Origin of the sequence: Paracoccus sp. ME4, assembly GCF_046736325.1 — a bacterium.
Classification (GTDB): Bacteria; Pseudomonadota; Alphaproteobacteria; order Rhodobacterales; family Rhodobacteraceae; genus Paracoccus.
Genome location: NZ_CP151276.1, coordinates 786,968 through 803,901, shown reverse-complemented (window position 1 = coordinate 803,901; position 16,934 = coordinate 786,968). Strand labels below are relative to the sequence as shown.

At 68.6% G+C, this 16,934-nt stretch carries 15 protein-coding genes and 2 tRNA genes; 9 read left to right on the top strand and 8 right to left on the bottom strand.

The features are described 5' to 3' along the window. Nucleotides 1-2 precede the first annotated feature (2 nt). Nucleotides 3-812, top strand: a complete 810-nt coding sequence (mazG, locus tag AACG61_RS04095) for a nucleoside triphosphate pyrophosphohydrolase (protein WP_411838744.1) — start codon at nucleotides 3-5, stop codon at nucleotides 810-812. Here mazG and dusA read toward each other — a convergent pair. From dusA to AACG61_RS04070, 5 genes are all read right to left on the bottom strand, one after another. Continuing rightward, complete coding sequence (gene dusA, locus AACG61_RS04090) at nucleotides 809-1,789, bottom strand: tRNA dihydrouridine(20/20a) synthase DusA (protein ID WP_411838743.1); 981 nt, start codon at nucleotides 1,787-1,789, stop codon at nucleotides 809-811. The genes mazG and dusA overlap by 4 nt on opposite strands. 77 nt (nucleotides 1,790-1,866) lie before the next feature. Continuing rightward, a tRNA-Val gene (locus AACG61_RS04085) sits at nucleotides 1,867-1,941 on the bottom strand. Beyond that, nucleotides 1,936-2,307, bottom strand: coding sequence for a DNA-binding protein (locus tag AACG61_RS04080; RefSeq protein WP_411838742.1), 372 nt, complete (start codon nucleotides 2,305-2,307; stop codon nucleotides 1,936-1,938). Before AACG61_RS04080 ends, AACG61_RS04085 begins: the two co-directional genes overlap by 6 nt. Before the next feature lie 103 nt (nucleotides 2,308-2,410). Continuing rightward, nucleotides 2,411-4,828, bottom strand: a complete 2,418-nt coding sequence (lon, locus tag AACG61_RS04075) for an endopeptidase La (protein ID WP_411838741.1) — start codon at nucleotides 4,826-4,828, stop codon at nucleotides 2,411-2,413. Between the two features lie 124 nt (nucleotides 4,829-4,952). After that, nucleotides 4,953-6,308 (bottom strand): ATP-binding protein, encoded by a 1,356-nt coding sequence (locus tag AACG61_RS04070; RefSeq protein ID WP_411838740.1) that lies wholly within the window; start codon nucleotides 6,306-6,308, stop codon nucleotides 4,953-4,955. A 34-nt stretch (nucleotides 6,309-6,342) separates the two neighbouring features. Between AACG61_RS04070 and AACG61_RS04065 the strand changes: the two genes are divergently transcribed. Further along, nucleotides 6,343-7,212, top strand: coding sequence for an MBL fold metallo-hydrolase (locus AACG61_RS04065; RefSeq protein WP_411838739.1), 870 nt, complete (start codon nucleotides 6,343-6,345; stop codon nucleotides 7,210-7,212). Between the two features lie 60 nt (nucleotides 7,213-7,272). Beyond that, nucleotides 7,273-7,347 (top strand) — tRNA-Asn (locus AACG61_RS04060). Between the two features lie 283 nt (nucleotides 7,348-7,630). On the opposite strand, the gene AACG61_RS04055 is transcribed toward AACG61_RS04060, so the two are convergent. From AACG61_RS04055 to AACG61_RS04045, 3 genes are read right to left on the bottom strand one after another with little or no spacing between them, the layout of a single operon-like run. After that, nucleotides 7,631-8,932: an MATE family efflux transporter gene (locus tag AACG61_RS04055; protein ID WP_411838738.1), complete on the bottom strand. Its 1,302-nt coding sequence runs from the start codon at nucleotides 8,930-8,932 to the stop codon at nucleotides 7,631-7,633. Continuing rightward, nucleotides 8,929-9,429 (bottom strand): PaaI family thioesterase, encoded by a 501-nt coding sequence (locus tag AACG61_RS04050; protein WP_411838737.1) that lies wholly within the window; start codon nucleotides 9,427-9,429, stop codon nucleotides 8,929-8,931. The genes AACG61_RS04055 and AACG61_RS04050 overlap by 4 nt, the downstream gene beginning before the upstream one ends. Before the next feature lie 2 nt (nucleotides 9,430-9,431). Further along, the gene (locus tag AACG61_RS04045; RefSeq protein ID WP_411838736.1) at nucleotides 9,432-9,857 is read right to left on the bottom strand and encodes a PaaI family thioesterase; all 426 of its coding nucleotides are present in this window, start codon (nucleotides 9,855-9,857) and stop codon (nucleotides 9,432-9,434) included. A 188-nt stretch (nucleotides 9,858-10,045) separates the two neighbouring features. Here AACG61_RS04045 and AACG61_RS04040 point away from each other — a divergent pair, with 188 nt between their 5' ends. From AACG61_RS04040 to AACG61_RS04015, 6 genes are all read left to right on the top strand, one after another. Next, nucleotides 10,046-10,393 carry a MerR family transcriptional regulator gene (locus tag AACG61_RS04040; protein WP_411839457.1) on the top strand — a complete coding sequence of 116 codons (348 nt, stop codon included), beginning with the start codon at nucleotides 10,046-10,048 and terminating at the stop codon, nucleotides 10,391-10,393. A 107-nt stretch (nucleotides 10,394-10,500) separates the two neighbouring features. Further along, nucleotides 10,501-10,893, top strand: coding sequence for a MerR family transcriptional regulator (locus AACG61_RS04035; RefSeq protein WP_411838735.1), 393 nt, complete (start codon nucleotides 10,501-10,503; stop codon nucleotides 10,891-10,893). Nucleotides 10,894-10,904: 11 nt separating this feature from the next. Next, nucleotides 10,905-12,683 carry an acyl-CoA dehydrogenase C-terminal domain-containing protein gene (locus AACG61_RS04030; RefSeq protein WP_411838734.1) on the top strand — a complete coding sequence of 593 codons (1,779 nt, stop codon included), beginning with the start codon at nucleotides 10,905-10,907 and terminating at the stop codon, nucleotides 12,681-12,683. 310 nt (nucleotides 12,684-12,993) lie between these two features. Beyond that, nucleotides 12,994-14,205, top strand: a complete 1,212-nt coding sequence (locus AACG61_RS04025; RefSeq protein WP_411838733.1) for an acetyl-CoA C-acetyltransferase — start codon at nucleotides 12,994-12,996, stop codon at nucleotides 14,203-14,205. Continuing rightward, nucleotides 14,205-14,675: a cupin domain-containing protein gene (locus AACG61_RS04020; RefSeq protein ID WP_411838732.1), complete on the top strand. Its 471-nt coding sequence runs from the start codon at nucleotides 14,205-14,207 to the stop codon at nucleotides 14,673-14,675. The genes AACG61_RS04025 and AACG61_RS04020 overlap by 1 nt, the downstream gene beginning before the upstream one ends. After that, complete coding sequence (locus AACG61_RS04015; RefSeq protein ID WP_411838731.1) at nucleotides 14,672-16,858, top strand: 3-hydroxyacyl-CoA dehydrogenase NAD-binding domain-containing protein; 2,187 nt, start codon at nucleotides 14,672-14,674, stop codon at nucleotides 16,856-16,858. Before AACG61_RS04020 ends, AACG61_RS04015 begins: the two co-directional genes overlap by 4 nt. Nucleotides 16,859-16,934: the final 76 nt, after the last annotated feature.

The window sequence follows — 16,934 nt, the reverse complement described above, 5'->3', positions numbered from 1 at the left end:
CAATGGCCGACCCCCGCGACCCCGCGACCGAGATCGCCCGCCTGCTGGACATCATGGCCGCCCTGCGCGACTCCGAGACGGGCTGCCCCTGGGACATCGAGCAGACCTTCGCCACCATCGCCCCCTACACGATCGAGGAGGCCCACGAGGTCGAGGACGCCATCCAGCGCGAGGCTTGGGACGAGCTGCCGGGAGAGCTGGGCGACCTGCTTCTGCAGGTGGTGTTCCAGGCCCAGATCGCGCGCGAGGCCGGGATGTTCGATTTCGCCGATTGCGCGGCCAGCATCAGCGACAAGCTGATCTTCCGCCATCCTCACGTCTTCGGCGACGAATCCCGCGACAAGTCGGCCGAGCAGCAGGTCAGGGACTGGGAGGCCATCAAGGCGGTCGAACGTGCCGGCAAGGCCGAGCGCGGCACGCTGGACGGGGTGGCCCTGGGCCTGCCCGCGCTGACCCGGGCGGTCAAGCTGCAGAACCGTGCGGCGCGGGTGGGCTTCGACTGGCCCGGTCCCGGCGACGTGCTGGCCAAGATCGCCGAGGAGGCGGCCGAGCTGGTCGAGGCGCGCGACAGCCTGGGTCCCGAGGCCATGGAGGAGGAGTTCGGCGACCTCCTGTTCGTGATGGCCAACCTGGCCCGGCACCTGAAGATCGATCCGGAACTGGCCCTGCGCCGCGCCAATGCCAAGTTCACCCGCCGCTTCGGCGCGGTGGAGGCCGCGCTGGCCGCCCAGGGCCGCCGCCCCGAGGACAGTGATCTGACCGAGATGGATCGCCTTTGGGATGCGGCCAAGGCGGCCGAGCGCGGGGCCTAGGCCGCCTGCGTCACCTGCGCCAGGGCCGCGTCATAGACCTCGATCCCGCCCTTGGAGGCGCCTTCGGACAGGGTCCGCTTCCAGCCCCGCGCGCCGGGCTGGCCGTGGAACAGGCCCAGCATGTGCCGCGTGAACTGGTGCAGCCGCCCACCTTCGGCCAGATGCGCGACGATCAGCGGCCGCATGGCCAGCGCCAGATCGGCCGGATCGGCAAAGGGCGGCACCTCGCCCCAAAGACGGTCGGCATCGGCCAGGATCTTCCAGGGTTCGTGATAGGCCGCGCGCCCGATCATCGCGCCGTCCATGACCTCCAGCTGCGCCCGCGCCTGATCCAGCGTGGCGATGCCACCGTTGATCGACAGGTGCAGGTCGGGGAACTCGGCCCGCATCGCGTGGACCAGCGGATAGTCCAGCGGCGGGATCTCTCGGTTCTCCTTGGGGCTGAGACCTTTCAGCCAAGCCTTGCGGGCATGGACGGTGACGCGCCGGACGCCCGCATCCCGCACCATCGCCAGGAATTCGGGCAGGACTGTCGCCGCATCCTGGTCGTCCACGCCGATCCGGCACTTGACCGTGACCGGCACCGGGCTTTCGTCGCGCATGGCGCGCAGGCAGGCCGCGACACGGTCCGGCATGGTCATCAGGATCGCGCCGAAGGCCCCCGACTGCACCCGGTCACTGGGGCAGCCGCAGTTCAGGTTGATCTCGTCATAGCCCCATGCGGCGGCGATGCGCGTGGCCTGCGCCAGCTCGGCCGGGTCCGACCCGCCCAGCTGCAGGGCCAGCGGATGTTCGGCCGCGTCGTAATCCAGAAGCCGCGCGCGGTCGCCATGGATCACCGCCGGGGCGGTCACCATCTCGGTGTAGAGCAGCGCCCGGCGCGACATCATGCGGTGGAACCGCCGGCAGTTCCGGTCGGTCCAGTCCATCATCGGCGCGACGGAAAGGCGCGCGGCGTCAGCGATCGGGTCGGTCATGCGGGGGTCCGGTCATGGCAGAGGGGCGAGGCGCGGATATAGGCGCGTCGGGCCGAAACTGCAAACCGGAAGGGGAATGGTGGGTGATAAGGGATTTGAACCCCTGACATCTTCGATGTGAACGAAGCGCTCTACCACTGAGCTAATCACCCGTTGGGCAGGCTATTACCGTCAGATTCGCCCGGGTGCAAGGGGCCGCTTGCGCTGTTTTCATCCGGCGCGGCCCCCAGTAGCGGCCGCCGGCGCAGCCGCAGCGTGATGACGTCGCCCCCGCGTGCGTCCCGCTCCAGGTTGATCCGCGCGCGGCCCAGGGGCGGCACCGCCAGCGTCTGCCCCGCCGACAGGATCAGCCCCAGCTGCAGCAGCGTCGCCTCGATGATCGGGCGCGCGTCGGCGCGGCGCGCACCGGTCGTGGCGACGACGCGATCGACGAAGTCGCGCTTGTGCACGACGATCGCCGCATGGGGTTCGTGGATGGTGGTCGTCGGGAGATCGGCCCCGGTGCCCTGCGCTGTCATCGTCCGAGCCTCCGATGGGAGATGCATCCGGAAAGCCTAGCGCAGTTTGACGCAACGTCAAACGGGTTTGCGCGGGCCGGAGGGTCTCCGGCCCGCGACGGGATCAATGCGCGACGGCGCTGCCGGGGCCGTCGGTGCCACGCTGCGCGGCCATCCGGGCGGCCTCGGCGGCCTCCTCGGCGGCCTCGTCCCATTCGATGGCCTTGGGCTGGCGGACCAGGGCGTGGCGCAGGACCTCGCGGACATTGCTGACCGGAATGATGGTCAGGCCCTCTTTGACGTTGTCCGGGATCTCGACCAGATCCTTTTCATTGTCCTGCGGGATCAGCACCGTCTTGATGCCGCCGCGAAGCGCCGCCAGCAGCTTCTCCTTGAGCCCGCCGATGGCCAGCACGTTGCCGCGCAGCGTCACCTCGCCGGTCATGGCGATGTCCTTGCGGACCGCGATGCCCGTCATGACCGACACGACCGAGGTCACCATGGCGATGCCCGCCGACGGTCCATCCTTGGGCGTGGCGCCCTCGGGGACGTGGACGTGGATGTCGCGCTTGTCAAATTCCGGGGGCCTGACCCCGATATCCGGCGCGATCGAGCGCACGAAGCTGGAGGCCGCGTCGATCGATTCCTTCATCACCTCGCCCAGCTTGCCGGTGGTCTTGACGCGACCCTTGCCCGGCAGGCGCAGCGCCTCGATCTGCAAGAGATCGCCCCCGACCGAGGTCCAGGCCAGACCCGTCACCACGCCGACCTGATCCTCCTTCTCGGCCAGGCCGTAGCGGTGGCGGCGCACGCCGAGGTATTCCTCGACCTTCTCGGGCGTCACCTCGACCGACTTGACCTTGCCCTTCAGAATTTCGGTCACGGCCTTGCGGGCCAGCTTGGCGATCTCGCGCTCCAGCGAACGCACGCCGGCCTCGCGGGTGTAGTACCGGATCATGTGGGTCAGGGCCTCGTCGGTGACGCTGAACTCACCCTTGCGCAGACCGTTCGCGGCGATCTGCTTGGACAGCAGATGGCCCTTGGCGATCTCGCGCTTCTCATCCTCGGTATAGCCCGACAGGCCGATGATCTCCATCCGGTCCAGAAGCGGGCCCGGCATGTTGTAGCTGTTGGCCGTGGTCACGAACATCACGTTCGACAGATCGTATTCCACCTCGAGATAGTGGTCCACGAAGGTCGAGTTCTGTTCCGGATCCAGCACCTCCAGCATGGCGGATGCCGGATCGCCCCGGAAATCCTGGCCCATCTTGTCGATCTCATCCAGCAGGATCAGCGGGTTGGTGGTCTTAGCCTTCTTCAGTGCCTGGATGATCTTGCCCGGCATGGAGCCGATATAGGTCCGGCGATGACCGCGGATCTCGCTCTCGTCGCGCACGCCGCCAAGGCTGATGCGGATGAACTCGCGCCCCGTCGCCTTGGCGATCGACCGGCCGAGCGAGGTCTTGCCCACGCCCGGAGGACCGACCAGCGTCAGGATCGGGCCCTTCAGCTTGCTGCTGCGGGCCTGCACGGCCAGATACTCGACGATCCGCTCCTTGACCTTGTCCAAGCCATAGTGATCGGCGTCCAGGATTGCCTCGGCGCGGCCCAGATCCTTGCGGGTGCGCGACTTGACGCCCCAAGGCAGCGACAGCAGCCAGTCCAGATAGTTGCGGCTGACGGTCGCCTCGGCCGACATCGGCGACATCGACTTCAGCTTCTTCAGTTCGCCCTCGGCCTTGTCGCGGGCCTCCTTGCTGAACTTGGTGGCGGCGATCTTCTGCTCCAGCTCGGTCAGCTCGTTCTGGCCGTCCTCGCCGTCGCCCAGCTCCTTCTGGATCGCCTTCATCTGCTCGTTCAGATAGTATTCGCGCTGCGTCTTCTCCATCTGGGTCTTGACGCGCGACTTGATCTTCTTCTCGACCTGCAGGACCGACATCTCGCCCTGCATCAGGCCATAGATCTTCTCCAGACGCTCGGCGATCTCCAGCGTCTCCAGCAGGTCCTGCTTGCGGTCCAGGTCGATCCCCATGTGACCCGCGACCAGATCGGCCAGCTTGCCGGCCTCGCTCGCGTCCGAGACGGCGGTCACGACCTCGTCGGGGATGTTCTTGCGGACCTTGACGTAACGCTCGAACTCCTCGCTGACGGTGCGCACCAGCGCGGTCACCGTGGCCTCGTCGCCCGGCGTCTCGGCCAGGGGGCGGGCCTCGGCGGCGAAATGGTCCTCATGCGGGACGAACTCGGTGATCTCGACCCGCTCGCGCCCCTCGACCAGCACCTTGACGGTACCGTCGGGCAGCTTCAGCAGCTGCAGCACGTTGGCCAGCACGCCGGTGCGGAAGATGCCCTCCTCGGTCGGCTCGTCCACGGCAGCGTCCTTCTGGGCGGCCAGCAGGATCGGGCTGTCGGTCTCCATGACCGCCTCCAGCGCGCGGACCGACTTCTCGCGGCCGACGAACAGGGGCACGATCATGTGCGGGAAGACGACGATATCCCGCAGGGGCAGCACCGGATAGGTGGGGGTGGTGAATTCCGTCATGGTATGTCCTTTCTGCCCGAAGCCGCGGCCCCGTCATGGCGACGCGCGGCCTCTGCATGGGAACAATCTAGGGCCATGGCCCGCGCCGTTCAATATGACAGCAAGAATGCTGCCTATTATGGCCTCAGCGCGGGATCACGATCTCGGCGCGCAGCCCGCCCAGCCGCGGCCCGCGCCCCAGGCGCAGCTGCCCGCCATGCGCCCGCGCCACATCCGCCGCGATGGCCAGGCCCAGCCCGGCCCCCTGCGCGCTGTTGCGCCGGCGCGAGCTGTCCAGCCGGGTGAAGGGCCGCATCACCGTCTCCAGGCTGTCCTCGGGGATGCCCGGCCCGTCATCCTCGACGCCGATGCGCAGGCTGCGCGGGCCCAGGGCCGCGTCCATCTCGGCCCGGCTGCCGTAGCGGACGGCATTGCCGATCAGGTTCTCCAGCGCGCGGCGCAGCATGTCGGGGCGGAACGTGGCGATCCCCTGCGGGTCGCCCTCGAACTGGATCAGGCTGGCGGCCTGACCGGCGCGCTGCGCATCCGCGACCAGTGCCTCCAGGAAGGGGGCCGCGGCCACGGGTTGGGGCGCGCTGTCCTGCGCGTCGTCGCGGGCATAGTCCAGAAAGCCGTCCACCATGCGGTTCATCTCGGCGATGTCGGCCTCCATGGCGGCGATGTCCTCGGGCTCGGGGGGCAGGTCGGGCCCCAGCATCGACAGGCCCAGCCGCAGCCGCGTCAGCGGCGTGCGCAGATCGTGGCTGATCCCGGACATCATCAGCTTGCGCTGTTCGTTCTGCCGCTCCAGCCGATTGCGCATATCCAGGAAGGCCATGCCCGCCACCCGCACCTCGACCGCGCCCGAGGGGCGATAGGGTACGATGCGGCCCTTGCCGTATTCCTCGGCCGCCGCCGCCAGTCGCCGGATCGGGCGCAGCTGGTTGCGCAGGAAGATCGTCGCGATCCCGGTCATCAGCAGCGAGGTGAACACCATCAGCACCAGCAGCTGATGGGGGTTCGACGCGCTGACCCGTCGGCGGTCGAAGCTGAGCGCATAGGGCCCCTGCCGCCCCTCCAGCGCCACTACGACGCGCCGATCGTCGCCCGCCAGATCGACCGAGATCACCTGCGGCAGCGCATCGCGCAGCACCTCGGTCACGACCCGCCCCGAGAAGTCGTAGAACAGCCGGCTGTCCTGCGGCGCGGCCTGCGCCGGCAGCGTGAGGTCCAGCTCCAGCGGCCGCGCGACCGACACGCCCGCCCGGCGCGCGGCCTCGGCATCCGCCGCCCCGTCCACCAGCCGCGCCACGAAGGCCAGTTCATGCGACAGGCTGGTGGTCATCTGCCGCGTCACCCCCTCGAAATGGCGCTGCAGGAACATCACGCTGACGACCGTGGTCACCACCACGACCGGCAGGAACATGATCAGCGCCGCCCGCGCATAGAGGCCACGCGGGATCAGCTTGCGCGGCACCCGCGGATCGGCGTCGTTGGTCATGGCGGCCTCCCTCTTGCCGCGCTAGGCTAGCGTCATGAGCACGCCCGCGAAAGACCTGCTGCCGATCCTGGCGCCCAACCCCTCGGCCCTGACCGGTCCGGGGACCACGACCTACCTGATCGGCACGCGGCATGTCGCCGTGATCGACCCCGGCCCCGACGATCCCGCGCATATCGAGGCCGTGGCCCGCGCCGGAGGCGACCGCATCGGGCATATCCTGGTGACCCATGCCCATCGCGACCACAGCGGCGGCGCCGCGCGCCTGTCCCGCCTGACCGGGGCGCCGGTGCTGGCCTTCGGCGACGCCCTGGCCGGGCGGTCGGCCGTGATGACGCGTCTGTCGCGCGACGGCCGCGCCGCGATGGGCGGCGGCGAGGGCCTGGACCACGCCTTCGCCCCCGACCGGCTGCTGCGCGACGGCGACCGGATCGAGACCCCCGACTGGAGCCTCGAGGCGCTGCACATGCCCGGCCATGCGGCGGGCCATCTGTGCTTTCGGTGGGACGACACGATCTTCTGCGGCGATCTGGTGATGGGGTGGTCCTCGACGCTGATCTCCCCGCCTGACGGGGATCTCGGGGATTACATGCGCTCGCTGGACCGGCTGGCGGGCCTCGCCCCGGCGCGGCTGCTGCCGACGCATGGCGCGGCGATCGACGATCCGCTGCCCCATATGGCGATGCTGGCCCGCCACCGCCGCATGCGCACCGCGCAGATCCTGACGGCGCTGCGCGGGCAGCCCGATTCAGCGCCGTCCCTCGCCCGGCGGATCTACGACGTCCCGCCCACGCTGCTGCCGGCGGCCGCGCGCAACGTCCTGGCGCATCTGATCGCCCTCTGGCAGATCGGAGCCGTTGATTTCACGGGCGAATTGTCCCTCGACACGATTTTTTCACCCGGATGACAAAAAAGCGTCCGCGGCCACTGGACGCCCCCCACCGAGGTTGCTATATCCGCCCCGTGTTCCGGCGTAGCTCAGCGGTAGAGCAGTTGACTGTTAATCAATTGGTCGTAGGTTCGATCCCTACCGCCGGAGCCAAATTCAGCGTCATTCGTTGATCGAGCTACCCCAAGTGAGCGAGAAGCTCCCTGCTGCATGGCATTGATTTTCCGATGCGATGCACCCTCCCCATCCTGGTTGAATGCAAAGAATGACGGATGGGAATGATCCCCTCCCGAACGCGCGCAAATTCCGATCTCTCGTTGCCGCCCATGGTCGAGTGACGGGCAGGCCGGAGCCCGCGATCCGGTCGTGGCCTTTGGTCACTCCCGTGAGCGACCGCGGTCAGAACCTGGACACAGGCATCCGGCATCGTCGATTGTCATGGCTCCGCGGCCCGCTCGGCGCGGGGATAGAGGCGCAGCATGGTCGCGGCGCGCGCGAGGTTCAGGGCCGTCAGCGCCGCCCAGAGGCCGTGATTGCCCAAGGTCGGCGGCAGGATCAGCACGCCCAGCAGGAAGACGGCGACGGACTGGATCATCGCGACCCGCATCTCGCGCGTCAGGGTGGCGCCGATGAAGATGCCGTCCAGCATCCAGCCCGCGACCCCCACCAGAGGCGCCGCGACCAGCCAGGGCAGGTAATCCCGCGCCGTCTGCCGCACCTCGGGCGAGGTGGTCAGCAGGTCGATGATCGCGCCGCCGCCGATGGCGAACAGAACCCCCAGCACCGCCGCCCCGGCCAGCCCCCAGGCCGATGCCAGCCGCGCGGCACGTCGCACCCGCTCGGGGCGCCGCGCGCCGACGGCCTGCCCCACCAGGCTCTCGGCCGCGAAGGCGAAGCCGTCCAGCGCATAGGCGGTCAGGGCCAGGAACTGCAGCAGGACCTGGTTTGCGGCCAGCGACACGTCGCCCTGTCCCGCCCCCAGGAACAGGAAGCTCGTCATGCAGCCCTGCAGCAGGACCGAGCGGATCATGATGTCGCCGTTCACCCGCACCAGCCGCGCCAGCCGGTCCCGCGCCCAGAGCCCTGCCGCGCGCCGCGCCTGCGCCAGCACGCCGCGCGCCAGCCACAGGCCCAGGGCCAGGCCCGACAGCTCGGCGATCAGCGTGGCCCAGGCCACTCCTGCGACGCCCAGGCCCAGCCCCAGCACGAACCACAGGTCCAGCGCCAGGTTCAGCCCGTTCTGGAGCAGCTGCAGGCCCAGCACCGCCCGCGTACGCTCGACCGCGATCAGCCATCCGGTGATCGCATAAAGCCCGATGGTCGCGGGCGCGCCCCAGATGCGGATCGCCAGATAGTCGCGGGCCAGCGCCTCGACCGCGTCCGAGGCGGGCGCCAGCCGGAAGACCAGCGCGAAGATCGGCACCTGCAGCGCGACGAAGACCAGCCCTGCACCCGCCGCGATGGTCAGCGCGCGCAGCAGATGGGCGCCCACCTCGGGCGCGTCGCCCGCGCCATGGGCCTGTGCCACCAGCCCCGACGTCCCCATGCGCAGGAACCCGAAGATCCAGTAGATCGAGGTCAGGATGACCGCGCCGATGCCCACCGCGCCGATGGCCTGAGGCTGGCCCAGCTGCCCCACCACGCCGGTATCGACCAGACCCAGCAGGGGCACCGTCAGGTTCGACAGCACGATGGGCGCCGCGATGCGCAGCACCCGGCCGTGGGTCAGGGCCGTCAAGGCTGCGGCATCAGGAAATGCCCGGTGGCCTGGGCCATCAGCCGCGCGCGGTTGTCCTGCCAGGCCTCGACATGCACGCTGGCATAGCGCCGGCCCGACCGCACCACCCGCGCCCGCGCATAGGCGTCCCGCGGCAGGCCCGAGCGCAGATAGTCCACGGTGAAGTCGATGGTCTTGGGCAGGCGCGGCAGGCTGTCGGGCACCGCCGCGTCCGGCGCGATGCGGCCCGATTCCAGGTCCTCCCACATGGCAGTCCAAGCCAGCTCCATGATGGCGGTGACCTCCAGGAAGGCCGCCGTGACGCCGCCATGGATCGCGGGCAGCATCGGGTTGCCGATCAGCTTGTCGTCATAGGGCAGGATGGCCGTCAGCTCATCCCCGCGGCGGTCGAAGCGGATGCCCAGCCAGGTCATGTAGGGGACGCCCGTGACCAGCGCGGCCAGTGCGGAGTCGCGGCGCGACTTGATCTGATGCAGGGGTTCGTTGCGGTCGGCCATGATCAGCGCTCCGCCGTGAAGGCGCCGGTGGCGGAGGCCACGGGATTGGCCTCGTCCTCGTCCAGGGCCACGGCGCGCAGGAAGGCCACGCTGCGGGTCATGTGATAGCATTCGGCCCGCGCGGTGATCCGCTGCCCCGGCGTCGCGGCCCGCATGTAGTCGATGCGCAGGTCGATCGTCGCGGTCGAACGCGGGTTCGTCGGATGCGCCATCACCGCCGCCCCGCAGCAGGTGTCCATCAGCGCCGAGACGACCCCGCCATGGATGACGCCGGTGCGCGGATCGCCGACCAGATGCTCGGCCCAAGGCATGCTGATGACCGCGCGGCCCTGCCCGATCTCATCGACCCGCATGCCCAGGGCGCGGGCGTGGGGGATCGCCTCGATGAACTGCTGGGCGATGCGGGCGTGATCGGTCGGGTCGGTCATCGGGGCCATCCTTGCTGGGCCGGATGCGCGCCCGGCCGCCTTGCCATTCGGTAGCGTCCCGCGCGCATCCGGCGCAACCCCGGCCCGCGCGATTCGGTTGAGAAAGCATGCGGCTGTGCTTAGGTTGACGCAAAGGGAAATCGTGCAGGAGGCCACGGGTGACCGAGGACCGGATCAGTTTCAAGGAGATGTGCGCGCGCTTCGACGTGACGCCGCGCACGCTGCGCTATTACGAATACATCGAGCTGCTGGCCCCCCGGAAGGAGGGGCGCGCGCGCTTCTATGGCCCGCGCGAGGTGGCGCGGATGACGCTGATCCTGCGCGGCCGCCGCTTCGGCTTCAGCCTGGAGGAGATCCGCCAGTGGCTGCAGATCTATGACAAGAAGGGCTCGCGCGAACAGTATCAGGTCTGGATCGACATGGCCGACCGCCAGCTGGCCGTGCTGGACGGCCAGATCGCCGAGCTGACCGCCGCGCGGGCCGATCTGGACCAGCTGCGCCGCACCACCGTCGAGGAGCTGGACCGCATGTCGTGACGCGGCGGCAGCCCCCGCCGTGACGCCGCGTCTTGCTTACGTTCGCGTCAACTTGGGGCTATGGTGGGTTGAGGACGGAAAGCCGGTTTGAGGAGGAGCCGCACCCCATGTCCGACGATCTGATGACAATCCGGCAGATGTGCGACGCCTTCGACGTCACGCCGCGCACGCTGCGCTTCTACGAGGCGCGCGAGCTGATCTTTCCGCAGCGCCGCGGGCAGCACCGGCTGTATGACCGGCGCGACCGGGCGCGGCTGACGCTGATCCTGCGCGGCAAGCGCTTCGGCTTCAGCCTGGAGCAGATCCGCCAGCTGCTGGAACTCTATGAGCCGGGCGGCGGCAACCGCGCCCAGATCGCGGCCACCATCGCGGTGGGCCACGACCGTCTGGCCGACATGGAGCGTCAATACGCCGAGCTGCGCGAGGCGATCGCCGACCTTCGGAGCCAGATCGAGGACGCCCGGACCCGGCTTTCCGCAGCCCCCACCGAACAGCCGTAGAGGATATCGACATGCCGACCTACACGCCCCCGATCCGCGACCTGCAGTTCGTCCTGCACGATGTTCTGAACCTGTCGCAATCCGACCTGCCCGGCCATGACGAGCTGGCCCCCGACTTCACCGAGGCCGTGCTGGAGGCCGCCGGCAAGCTGTCCTCCGAGGTGCTGGCGCCCCTGAACCTGTCGGGCGACCAGGAGGGCTGCGTGCTGGAGAACGGCATCGTGCGCACGCCCAAGGGCTTCCGCGAGGCCTTCGAGCAGGTCAAGGAAGGCGGCTGGACCGCGCTGGACTGCGACCCCGAATACGGCGGTCAGGGCATGCCCTACACCATGGGCGTGGCCACCGGAGAGATGTTCGTGTCGGCCAACATGGCCTTCAACATGTATCAGGGCCTGACCCACGGCGCCTATTCCGCGATCCACGCGCACGGCACCGACGACCAGAAGCAGACCTATCTGCCCAAGATGGTCAGCTGTGACTGGACCGGCACGATGAACCTGACGGAACCGCATTGCGGCACCGATCTGGGCCTCTTGCGCACCAAGGCGGAACCGCAGGATGACGGCAGCTACCTGATCACGGGCCAGAAGATCTTCATTTCGGCCGGTGATCACGACATGGCCGAGAACGTCGTCCACCTGGTCCTGGCCAAGGCGCCCGGCGGCGGCGAGGGCACCAAGGGCATCAGCCTATTCATCGTGCCGAAATTCCTAGTGAACGCGGACGGCTCTCTGGGCGATCGCAACGGCGTGTCGGTGGGCGCGCTGGAGCACAAGATGGGCATCCACGGCAACGCGACCTGCGTGATGAACTATGACGGCGCGAAAGGCTGGCTGCTGGGCGATCTGCACAAGGGCATGCGCGCCATGTTCACCATGATGAACGAGGCGCGTCTGGGCGTGGGCCTGCAGGGCTATGCCGCGGCGGTGCCCGCCTATCAGAACGCTCTGGCCTATGCCAAGGACCGCCTGCAGGGCCGTGCGGTGACCGGCGTGCAGAATCCGCAGGGCGCCGCCGATCCGCTGATCGTGCATCCCGACATCCGCCGCAGCCTGCTGGACCAGAAGAGCTTTATCGAGGGTGCTCGCGCGCTGGCGCTGTGGGGCGCGCATCTGATCGACCGCGGCCACCTGGCCGGCGACAAGGACGCCGAGGGGCTGGTGTCGCTGATGACCCCGGTCATCAAGGGCTTCCTGACAGACAAGGGCTTCGAGGCGACGGTGCTGGCCCAGCAGGTCTTCGGCGGCCACGGCTATGTCGAGGAATGGGGCATGAGCCAGTTCGTCCGCGATGCCCGCATCACCATGATCTACGAAGGCGCGAACGGCGTGCAGGCGCTGGACCTGGTCGGCCGCAAGCTGGCCCAGGACGGCGGCAAGCATGTCATGGCCTTCTTCGACATGGTGAAATCCTTCTGCAAGGAGCAGTCCGGCAACGAGGCCCTGGCCGCCGACTTCATCGACCCGCTGAAGGCCGCATCCAAGGACCTGCAGGCGGCATCGATGTTCTTCATGGAACGCGGCATGAAGAATCCCAACGACGCGCTGTCGGGCAGCTACGACTTCATGCACCTGTTCGGCCACGTCACCCTCGGCTTCATGTGGGCGCGGATGGCGGTCGCGGCACGCAAGGCGCTGGACGAAGGCACCGGCGATCAGGCGTTCTACAAGACCAAGCTGGCCACGGGACGCTACTACATGAAGCGTCAGCTGCCGATGACGGCCACGCACCTGGCCCGCATCCAGTCCGGCGCCGCCACCGTGATGGAGCTGGAGGCCGAGGCATTCTGATCACCTGTCGAGCCTGCGCGACCATAGCGCGGGCCGATGATCCGGATGCCTCCGGCGGGGATATTTGAGTGAAGAAGAAGCATCCCCGGCCCGCGCGTGGCCATCGGCATCAGGCGCGGACCGGGGACTTTTCCTTCAGCGGTCATCGGCTTCCCAGCCTGTACCGCACCTGCCAGCTTCCGGGCGAATCGTTGAGAAAGGGTTAACCCGCCCCTTCTTCTTCATGAAAATATCCCGCGGGGGGTCCGGGGGGCGCGAAGCCCTCCCGGCCGTTTCGGCCCGGCGCCGCACGGGCGATCTAGGAGGAACCATGACCGACGCATTCATCTATGACGCAGCGCGCACCCCGCGCGGCAAGGGCCGCGCCGACGGCAGCCTTCACGAGGTCACGTCGCTGGCCCTGTCCGCCCGCCTGCTGAACGCGGTCAAGGCGCGCAACGGCCTTGAGGGCCATGCGGTCGAGGATGTCATCTGGGGCAACGTCACCCAGGTCAAGGAGCAGGGTGGCTGCCTCGCGCGCAGCGCCGTTCTGGCCTCGGAGCTGGACGAGCGCATCCCGGGCCTGTCGATCAACCGCTTCTGCGCCAGCGGCATGGAGGCCGTGAACCTGGCCGCCAACCAGATCCGGGGCGGCGCGGGCCAGGCCTACATCGCCGGCGGGGTCGAGATGATGGGCCGCGTCGCCATGGGCAGCGATGGCGCCGCCATCGCCGTCGATCCCAGCCTGGCGATGAAGTCCTATTTCGTGCCGCAGGGCATCAGCGCCGACATCATCGCGACCGAATACGGCTTCACCCGCGCCGATGCCGACGCCCTGGCGCTGGAAAGCCAGCGCCGCGCCGCGCAGGCTTGGGCCGAGGGCCGCTTTGCCAAGTCCATCGTCCCCGTCCTGGACCAGAACGGCCTGACGATCCTGGACCGCGACGAATACATGCGCCCCGGCACCACGGCGGATGACCTGGCCAAGCTGAAGCCCGCCTTCAAGGAGATGGGCGAGATGATGCCCGGCTTCGACAAGGTCGCGCTGCTGAAGTACCCGCATCTGACCCATATCGACCACATCCACCATGCCGGGAACTCCTCGGGCATCGTGGACGGGGCGGCCGCCGTGCTGATCGGGAACGCGGAATTCGGCCGCGCCCATGGCCTCAAGCCCCGCGCCCGCATCCGCGCCACCGCCAAGATCGGCACCGATCCCACGATCATGCTGACCGGCCCGGTCCCGGTAACCGAGAAGATCCTCAAGGACAGCGGCATGGCCATCGGCGACATCGACCTGTTCGAGGTCAACGAGGCCTTTGCCAGCGTCGTGCTGCGCTTCATGCAGGCCTTCGATGTCGATCATTCCAAGGTCAACGTGAACGGCGGCTCCATCGCGATGGGGCACCCCCTGGGCGCCACCGGCGCGATCATCATCGGCACCCTGCTGGACGAGCTTGAGCGTCAGGACAAGCAGGTGGGTCTGGCCACCCTGTGCATCGCGTCCGGCATGGGCGCGGCCACGATCATCGAACGCGTCTGATGACCGTGCTGCGCAAGGACAGCGTGGCGCTGACCGAGGGGGTGTCGGACTATCCGGCCCCCTTCGGCCTGGGCCGCGGCTACCTGCACTATCGCCACCTGACCGAGGCCGGCGGGCTGACGCGGTTCGGCATCGCGCTGGAGACGCTGCATCCGGGCCGGCAGTCCAGCCAGCCGCACTGGGAGAGCCACGAGGACGAGTTCCTCTATCTGCTGGAGGGCAGCCTGACCGTCATCGAGGACGGCGTGGAGACCGTACTGCATCCGGGCGACGCCTGCGCGTGGAAGGCGGGCGATCCGGTCGCCCATTGCCTGCGCAACCACACCGGCGCGCCCGCCACCTATCTGATCGCGGGCAGCCGGGACCCCCGGAACACCTGCCATTACCCCGGACTGGACCTGCTGGACACGCCGCAGGGCTATACGCATCTGGACGGAACCCCCTATCCGACCGAGGGAGAAAGAACATGACCGATTTCACGATGGAGAAGGGCGCCGACGGCGTCGCGATCATCACCTGGGACGTGCCGGGCAAGTCTATGAACGTGCTGTCGATGGACGGCGCGACCGCCCTGGGCGGGCTGATCGACGACGCGCTGGCCGACGATGCCGTCAAGGGCATCGTCATCACCAGCGGCAAGAAGGACTTTGCCGCCGGGATGGACCTGAAGGTCATCGCGGGCATGAAGGACGCGAACGGCGCGCAGGGCGTGTTCGACGGCGTGATGACGCTGCATCACCTGCTGCGCAAGATCGAGCTGGCGGGGATGGACCCCAAGACCAAGAAGGGCGGCAAGCCCATCGCCGCCGCCCTGCCCGGCACCGCGCTCGGCATCGGGCTGGAGCTGCCGCTGGCGACGCATCGCATCTTTGCCGCGGACAATCCCAAGGCCAAGATCGGCCTGCCCGAGATCATGGTCGGCATCTTCCCCGGCGCGGGCGGCACGACCCGTCTGGCCCGCAAGCTGGGCGCGATGATGGCCGCGCCCTTCCTGCTGGAGGGCAAGCTGTCGGACCCGAAGAAGGCCAAGGCCGCTGGTCTGATCGACGAGGTCGTGGAGGACCCGCTGGCCTCCGCCAAAGCCTGGGTGCTGTCGGCGACCGATGCCGACATCGTCAAGCCGTGGGACGCCAAGGGCTACAAGATGCCCGGAGGAGAGCCGTTCCACCCGGCGGGCTTCATGACCTTCGTCGGCGCCTCCGCGATGGTGCATGGCAAGACGATGGGCGTCTATCCGGCGGCCAAAGCGCTGCTGTCGGCGGTCTACGAGGGGGCGCAGGTGCCCTTCGACCAGGCCCTGAAGATCGAGGCGCGCTGGTTCACCAACGTGCTGATGAACCCGTCCTCCACCGCGATGATCCGCAGCCTGTTCATCAACAAGGAAGCGCTGGAGAAGGGCGCGAACCGCCCCGAGGCCCCCGACCAGACCGTCCGCAAGGTGGGCATCCTGGGCGCGGGCATGATGGGCGCGGGCATCGCCTATGTCAGCGCCATGGCCGGGATCGAGGTCGTGCTGATCGACGCCGCGCAGGAGAGCGCGGACCGCGGCAAGGCCTATTCCACGGGCCTTCTGGACAAGGCCATCAGCCGCAAGAGGGCGACCGAGGAGAAGAAGGCCGAGGTTCTGGCCCGCATCACCGCGACGACCGATTACGCGGCCCTTCAGGGATGCGACCTGATCGTCGAGGCGGTCTTCGAGGACCCCTCGGTCAAGGCCGAGGTCACGAAGAAGGCCGAGGCGGTGATCCCGTCCGGTGCGATCTTCGCCACCAACACCTCGACCCTGCCGATCACCGATCTGGCGCGTGCCAGCGCGCGCCCCGAGCAGTTCATCGGCATCCACTTCTTCAGCCCCGTCGACAAGATGGCCCTGGTCGAGATCATCAAGGGGAAACAGACCGGACCGGTGGCGGTCGCCAAGGCGCTGGATTTCGTGCGCCAGATCCGCAAGACCCCGATCGTCGTCAATGACGAGCGGTTCTTCTATGCCAACCGCTGCATCATCCCCTACATCAACGAGGGCATCCGCATGGTGGCCGAGGGCGTGAACCCCACGCTGATCGAGAACGCCGCGAAGATGATGGGCATGCCGCTCGGTCCGCTGCAGCTGGTCGACGAGACCTCGATCGACCTGGGCGTCAAGATCGCCAAGGCCACCAAGGCCGCGATGGGCGACGCCTATCCCGACGACGCGGTCGACGACGTGCTGTTCTGGATGGCCGATCAGGGCCGCATGGGCCGCAAGTCGAAATCGGGCTTCTACGCCTATGACGAGGCGGGAAAGCGGCAGGGCCTGTGGGAGGGTCTGGACGCGCGCTTCCCGCGTGCCGACGACCAGCCCACGCTGGAGGACGTCCAGCACCGCCTGATGTTCGCGCAGACCCTGGAGGCCGTGCGCGCGCTGGAGGAGGGCGTGCTGGAGGACATCCGCGAGGGCGACGTGGGCGCGATCCTGGGCTGGGGCTATGCCCCCTGGTCGGGCGGGCCGTTCGGCTGGCTGGACATCCTGGGCGCGGACCGCGCGGTCGCCATCTGCGACGACCTGACGGCGCGCTTCGGCGCCCGCTTCACCGCGCCGCGGATGCTGCGCGAGATGGCCGATCGGGGCGACGCCTTCTATGCCCCCGCCCGCACGGACAGCCGCGTGGCGTGACCGCTCCGGATGGGTCGCGCTTGTGGCCCATCCGCACCACCCCCTGTGGCCGCCCCGACACCGGGTGAAACTTTCC